Origin of the sequence: Bartonella melophagi K-2C (assembly GCF_000278255.1) — a bacterium.
GTDB lineage: Bacteria > Pseudomonadota > Alphaproteobacteria > Rhizobiales > Rhizobiaceae > Bartonella > Bartonella melophagi.
In genome coordinates, this window is sequence record NZ_JH725084.1 from 111,743 (window position 1) to 113,831 (window position 2,089).

1 pseudogene is annotated in these 2,089 nt (G+C 37.6%); it reads left to right on the plus strand.

Annotated elements, in window-relative coordinates:
- Positions 1–756: 756 nt before the first annotated feature.
- A pseudogene (locus ME3_RS07060) lies at positions 757–2,089 on the plus strand (hypothetical protein); the annotation flags it as partial.

The following is a 2,089-nucleotide window of genomic DNA, read 5'->3' on the forward strand; positions in this document are numbered from 1 at the left end:
CAGATTTATTTACAAGATGTCATCAACAAATCATACCGTACAACAAAAGCTTACTCCGCAGTTTCACGTAGAAATGAAACATATTTCAATCTTTAATAGGAGGTTACTTTAATAGGAAATTATTTGCTTCAAATAAAGTCAAAGTCTTTTTAATTTTCTATTTACTAGCCCGTATATAACCTTTAACATAAAGCCGAATTACTTTTTACTTTATCGAAAAGCCTTAAAACGATATAGTAACATTTAAACTAATTATTCTTAATTAAGAAGATCACAAACAAAAAAACTCGGAGCACTAAATAACGCTTATTAAGAACTCATTCACACAGCTTTATTCTTTTAAAAGTCTAATATTACATACTTTTTACCTGAATAAAACTCCCATGTCTCTTTTAAGCTAACAACAACTAACCTTATCTAATAATAACGCACTACATTTTAGATGACTAACAGATTATTTAACATTTTCATTTTAAGAGGACTTATCATGAGAAATACACCCTTTTAAAACCATACTTTTTAAGGATAGGATTTTAAAACAATTGCTCTCCTTATTAATCACTATTGACTAAAACAACCTATTTGAAGACTGAAAAACCCAACTTTTCTGTGTTTTTTTAGCAGCAAATTGGCTCTGCTCTATGGTTTGTTTTTATGTTTGTTATTGCAACACAAAAACTACCAACAAATAATATGGCGCCAAATTGTGACTTTTTTATGTCCAAATATGTTTTTATTTTTTTTGAAAGATTTGTTATGAAAAAAGTACATATCACTCCAAAAAACAAAGGTTTCAACGATCAAAGGTCTCTTTCTGAGGTTCCTTTGGTTAGAGTTGTCTCATTAGGGGCGGTAATGGCTGCGCTTTTATCGAGCGTCTCTCCAGTTTTTGCTTCTCATTTTTCTTCAGCGGGATCGACAGTTCAAAGTGTAAATGCAGGTGTGGCTTCTGCAAAAGCTGGTAGAGCTGATCATGGGCGTGATAGGGTAGCTAATGGTGATCGTTCTTGTGGGGTGGATCAGATTGTTAGCCGTAGTTCATCAAGATTAGACAAGAAAATATCTGCAGAAGACAAGAATCAGCTTTCTGATGGTTATGGTGATTATGCCTTTGAGAGTAGTTGTGGGTCTGATGTATCAGTGAATGCTTTAACGAGCGCAGGTACGCGCTCTTTAATTAATGCCGATGTAACAGCGAAGGATTGGTTTTTGGAGGAAAATAATCCTGTTAATTGGTCTGTCAATACAGTGCCTGTTAATGTAACAGATACAGGTGTTGTTAGCATAGATCCGAGAATTCCATTGCTTAACAGTCCGGTGAGTCATGTGCCTAAGGAATTTGTGTGTGCGACTGATGCTGTCTTGAAACCCCGTGGAAGCGTATGTCTAGGTCCCAACAATTATGTGAATCCAGATGATTGGTGGGCCGTTAAAGAGGCTCTTATTATAGGCTCCTTTACTAAAATGGAAGGTAGTAGAGCCGATGAGTTTAGGTATGGTTATGACCCTGTGAGGAATAGGATGGCAATGGAAGATAAGGGGGCGTGGAAAGGTAGTTTGGTTGAAGTGGCTATTGGTGATTTGTCCTCGGGAGCTACTCGACAGATTACGGGTGTAGCTGCTGGTCGTTTTGATACTGATCTCATCAATGTTGCACAGTTGAAAGAGTTTCAAAGATGGCGGTGGGAAGATTCAATGTGGACGGCTAGTGTGCCCGCCAACTTTAGCGTTAATCATGTTACTACATCTTTAGGTGTTGGTATCGGTCGAGCATTGCATCTTGTTGGGGAAGAAGGCTTTAACGTTTCTGCTAACTCTTTGCAGACAGAGGAGGGGGCGGAAGTATATGTGAATGTGAAGTTGGATCATATTGTTAAAAAGGGTGGGCAGATTGGTATTAGAGATACTGAAATAACTCTGGCTAATTCTGTGTTTAATATTGGAGATAAGGGGATTAAAAATATAAAGTCTGTAGCGCTTTCAGAGGACTCGACCGAGGCAGTAACAGGTGCGCAGCTTTATGGTGTCAAGCAAAATGCTAAGTCGTTGAATGAGCAAATTCGTAGTGTTGGTATTAAGCTTACAAAGC